Annotated in this window: 1 protein-coding gene; it reads right to left on the bottom strand. The window is 57.5% G+C overall.

Going from position 1 to position 5,650, the window contains the following annotated elements; translation table 11 throughout:
* Positions 1-5,650 (bottom strand): amino acid adenylation domain-containing protein (locus ABRS97_RS27715; protein WP_367819413.1); only part of this gene is annotated, 5,650 nt, incomplete at both ends.

Raw genomic sequence — 5,650 nt, 5'->3', positions numbered from 1 at the left:
CAAAATCGGATTCGCCTCGTCGCACAGCTCCTCCAGAATCCGCACATAGAGCGTGAATACCGTCTCCATATCCTGGTCATAGAAGTAGCTCGGGGCATACTTGATTTGGACATTCATGTGCTCGCTGCTCCGATGCACCTCGACATCCAGCAGTGTGTTGGTCATCTCGGCACTTTCCATTTCAAGCCCCACCGCTTCCTCCGGGCGGATGCCGTCACCTGCTGTACGGAAATTCAGAACATGGAAGTCCGTATAGTTGAATAAGGTGTCGAAAATCGGGTTAAGGGACGGATCGGACCTTTCTCCGACCATCCGTGCAATATCGCTAAGGAACACTTCATGGGCCTTCATCCGGTAGAGGGTGTCCGCCACCTGGCGAAGCAGCTCCTGCTTGGCCTTCCTCTTGCCGATGCGCATCCGCATCGGAAGCGAGTTCAGGAAGCAGCCGAGTATGCGGTCCCCGTCGTTCACAGCCGGACGATCATGGGAGACGACGCCGGTCACGATATCCTCCTCGGTCGTGATGACGCGCAGCAGGTAGAGATGGGCGCCGAGACACAAGTCCCTCACGGTGCAACCGTAAGCTTTGGCCCCCTCCTCCAGCTTGCGTACGAGCCCGGATTCCACCGTTCTATTGATAATGGCGCTTGGCGCCGTGCTTGGGCGCTGTTTGCGTGCAATGTTGAACGGCAGCTTGCCGCGCGTGCAGCCGGCGAGATACTCTCTCCAGAATTCCGCCGTCTTCCCGTCCGCTTGCTTATAAGCGTTTAGCGCCACGTATTCCTTATACGAATTGCGGAGCGGGGGCAGCTCGAAGGATCGCGGAAAGGCATCCTGCTGTACAGCGGCGAGCCGGTTATACAGCTCCATGAACTCCTGCTGGAACACAGCCACGCTCCAGCCGTCGAGTGCTGCATGGTGGAAGGACAGAAGGATCACCGCATCCTCCATTCCAATCCTGAACACCCGAAGCCTCCACAGCAGCCCGTCGCCCGTCAAGTACTTGTCGGCCAGGTCGGCATGCCGCCGCTCTTCCATATACTGCCGCTGAGACTCTACGGGCAAATGCATGATATCCTCAACCGACAGATCCGGCTCCATCTGCTTGTACACAAGCTGAAGAGGCTCGGAGAACTGAACGGTATCAAACACGGTTCGGAGGATGGCATGCCTGCCCATCAGCGCAAGGGTGGTTTGCCGGATCAATCCAGCATCCAACCGGCGAATCCGCGCGGTGAAGAAGAACTGGTCGTGATAGATCGGCTCATCCGGCTTCAGCTTCGAGTAGTAGACCATGCTCATCTGGATTTTGCTTAGAGGATAGAAATCCTCGATTCCTTGCAGCAGGTAGCGCTGCATCGTCGGTTCTTCCCGGATCCGATCCTGAAGTGCCTCGATGAGCCCCAGCCCCTGCGCCATCTCGTCTGACCCGCTGCCGGCTCCAGTCTCCTCCATGCAGCGGGCAAACTCGCCGATGGTCTGGTAGGCATACAAGTCTTTCAGACGTGCCTCAGTCCCGAACACCTGATGAATCCGGTTGGACAGGCGAATCAATTTAATCGAGTCTCCGCCCATCTGGAAGAAATTGTCCTGGGTCCCTACCTGACCTGCTCCAAGCACCTCGCTCCAGATCTCCGCCAGCTCCCACTCCGTGCTGCTTTGAGGCGCCACATAGGCTTCCGCCCTTGCCGCCGCCGTGTCGGGAACCGGCAGCGCCCTCCTGTCCAGCTTGCCGTTAGGCGTCAGCGGCAGGCGTTCCATGGCGACAAAATAGGCAGGAATCATATACTGCGGCAGGCTCTGAGCCAGATGTGCCCTAAGCTCGTAACCCGGCACCTCGGCCTGGGCAGCAACGTATGCAACCAGATAGCTCGCCCCGGTTTCATCGGTCCGGTCGATCACGACCGCTTCCCGAACCCGCTCATGGCGCAGCAGAGCTTCTTCAATCTCACCCAGCTCGATCCGGTTGCCTCGGATCTTGACCTGGTGATCCATCCGGCCAAGGTACTCTACATTCCCGTCCGGCAGCCAGCGGGCCACATCGCCGGTGCGGTACATTCGCCCTTCCCCTGCGAACGGATCGTCTACGAACTTCTCCGCTGTAAGCTCCGGGCGGCCCAGATACCCTCTGGCGAGGCCCACCCCGGCAATACACAGCTCACCGGGGATGCCTGCGGGGAGCAGATGCAAGTTCTCATCCACCACATAAAGGCGGATATTGTCAATCGGCTTTCCGATCGGAATGCGTTCCAGCCCCGGTGTACAATCAAACGAAGTAACGTCCACCGTCGCTTCGGTTGGCCCGTACAAATTCACAAGCCGGATGCCGTCTTCGCCAAGACATGCGTAAAACCTGTCCACAAGCTGCTTCGGAAGCGCTTGGCCGCTGGCAAACACTTGCTTTAAGGAGGCCATGCCCTGCACCATATCCGGGTGATCTTCCAGATAATCCAGAAACGCTCCCAACATAGGCGGCACGAAGTGAATGGTTGTTACCCGCTGTTTCGCAATGACAGCCGCGATGACAGCCGGATCCTTCTCTCCTCCCGGCGGCAGGAGGCACAAGCTGGCACCATACCAAGACCACCAGATCAGCTCCCACACCGACACATCGAAGCTGATCGGCGTCTTTTGCAGAACAAGATCCCCTTCGCAGAGCCTATACTCCTTCTGCATCCAATGCAGCCGGTTGATGACCGAATGGTGCTCGATCATGACTCCCTTCGGCCGTCCAGTCGATCCGGATGTGTAGATGACGTAGGCGAGATGTTCCGGTCCGCTTACGGGTATCGGATTGTCCATGGGCTCATCGCTGAAAACATCGCTTTGCAGAACTAGTACGGCGCCGTCGAACGCGACAGCTGCCTCAACGGCCGACTGCCCGGTCAGCAGCACCCTCGTCCCGCTGTCCTCCAGCATGTAGCGGATACGCTCCACCGGATACGACGGGTCAACCGGCAGGTAAGCCCCTCCCGCTTTCAAAATACCAAAGATTCCCACCATCATATCGAGCGTGCGTTCCGTCATCAGGCCAACGACCGTATCCGCCTGAACGCCATAGCCCCGAAGCTTGTTCGCAACCTGATTCGCTCTGGCATTCAGCTCGGCATAGGTCAGCTGCCGGCCCTCCTCATCGATTACGGCCACCGCATCCGGTGTCCGCAACGCCTGATCTTCGAACAAGGCATGGACCGTTTGCTCACGCGGGTACTCGGACTCCGTCCGGTTGAACACTTCCAGAATTTCATGCCGCTCCGCGGTCGTCGTGATCTCCAAATCGCTCAAGAGCCCATCCGGCTCCCTCACCACAGACCTGAGCACCTCAAGAAAGTGAGTGGCCATTCGCTCCGCAGTTTCCCGCTTGAACAGCCGGATGGCATACGCAAGACTGCCTTGCAGCCCGTCCTGCTCTTCCATCAATGTAAGGGTCAGGTCGAATTTAACCACTCGCGAATCGATCTCATAAGAACTTAGGACAATTCCCGGAGCCGACAATTCATCCCGCTCCATATTTTGAAGCACGAGCATCACATCAAATAACGGACTGCGGCTCAAATCTCTGCGCACCTGGACTCGTTCCACCAACTCCTCGAAGGGATAAGCTTGATGGACGAACGCTTCCACCGCTCGCTCCCCTACTTCGGAGAGGAAGGCACGGAATGATTTGCCGCCATCCGGATAGTTGCGAAGCGCTAGGGTGTTAACAAACATGCCGATGAGAGGTTCCACATCCGGATGCTCACGGCCGGCCACCGGGCTGCCCACCACGATATCCGGCTGCCCAGAATATTTAAACAGCAGCACATTAAAGGCCGCAAGCAGCGTCATGTACAGCGTAGTCTCCGTCTCCCGGGCAAGCTCCTGCAGCCTCTGAAGCAGCCCCTGATCGATCCGGAAGTTCACCGTATCCCCTTCGAAGCTTTGTGCAGGGGGACGGGGGTAGTCCGTCGGCAGCTCCAAGACCGGAACCTCATCCTGGAAGCGGTCAATCCAGTACTGCCTGTGCGGCTGCATCGCGGGCTGGGCTGTCAGCTCCTGCTGCCAGATCGCATAGTCTTTGTATTGAACGGGAAGTGGCGGCAGATCTTGCCCCTGATAGTAATGAATAAACTCCCGGGCCAGAATGCCCAGCGACACACCGTCCGAGATGATGTGATGCATATCGAAGAGCAGCAGATGCTGCTCCGGCCCCAACCGGATCAGCCCGGCCCGGAGCAGCGGCGCCTGAGACAAATCGAACGGCCGGATAAAGCGGCGGAGCAGATCCGGCTCCGCCTTATCCATCGCCGGGAGGGATTCAATGAAGAAGGGAGCCGCTTCATAGATCCGGGCCATGACATCCCCGTCCTTCATTTCGAATCCGGTCCGCAGCGATTCATGGCGGGCGATCAGCCGCTGGAGGGCCTCCTGGACCCGGATGCGGTCCAATGGACCGTCCATTTGCAGAGCCCCCGGCATGTTATAGCTCAGCCCGCCGCCATTCAGGTGACTGACCAGATAGATGCGCTTTTGGGCGGAGGAAACCGGATAGTACTCTCTCTTCGCAGCAAGGGGGATCGGGGTATAACCACTTCGGTTTGCAGCGTCGATCACCTGGGCCATGCCTTCGATGGTCGGATACCGGAACACCTCTCTTAGCGGGAGCTCCAAGTTCAATTCTTTGTAGATTCTTCCGGTCAAGCTGGCCGCCGATAAGGAATGACCGCCGAGTTCAAAGAAGTTATCTCTCACTCCAATATCCTGGCGCTTTAATACGCGCTTCCAGATTTCCACAAGCCGGTCTTCGGTCTCATTGCGCGGAGCTACGTACACCGCTTCGCTCTGAACCACATGCTCCGGCTTTGGCAGCGCTCGGCGATCCACCTTGCCGTTGACCGTTAGCGGCAAACTGTCAAGCTGCACGATGAAGGACGGAATCATATAGGCAGGCAGTTCCTCCGACAATGCGCTTCTAATTTCTCCCGAGGTAAGCCCGGATTCCGCCACAACATACGCGCAAAGGTACTTCGCCCCCTCTTCATCGTCGAGCGCCAAAACGACCGCTTCCGTTATGGACAGGATATCCAGTAACCGGGATTCCACCTCGCCAAGCTCAATCCGGTATCCCCGGATCTTCACTTGATGGTCCATGCGACCCAAGTATTCCAGCGTGCCGTCCGACAGCCATCGCGCCAAATCGCCTGTACGGTACACCCGTTCACCAGGTTCAAGCGGATGATTAACAAACTTCTCGGCTGTCAGCTCGGCGCGGTTCACGTACTCCCGAGCGAGACCGGCACCGCCGATGCACAGCTCCCCTGCCGCTCCAACAGGCAGCAAGTGCCCGTTTCGATCGATAATAAAAATGCTTGTATTGGCTATAGGTCTGCCGATCGGCGGCAGGCTCGGGAGAAACGAATCCTCGCCTTGTATCCTGTGGGAGGTCACCACATGGGTTTCGGAAGGACCGTAGTGATTGTGCAAAATCACTTCATGCTCCAACAAATAAGCACGAAGGTTCGGATGAATTACCAGTTGCTCCCCGGCCACAACGATATGCCGCACACGGCCTCGGGAGAGCGTCTCCAGATACCGCTTCTCCGAAGCCAAATATTTAAGAAAAGCGGTTGGAAGGAATACAATATCCGCGCCGATTTCCACCACAGATTCG

It is taken from the genome of Paenibacillus tabacirhizosphaerae, from assembly GCF_040812395.1.
In the GTDB taxonomy this organism is placed as follows: domain Bacteria; phylum Bacillota; class Bacilli; order Paenibacillales; family NBRC-103111; genus Paenibacillus_E.
The sequence above is the reverse complement of the archived record's forward strand: the minus strand, read 5'-3'. Positions and strand labels throughout refer to the sequence as shown.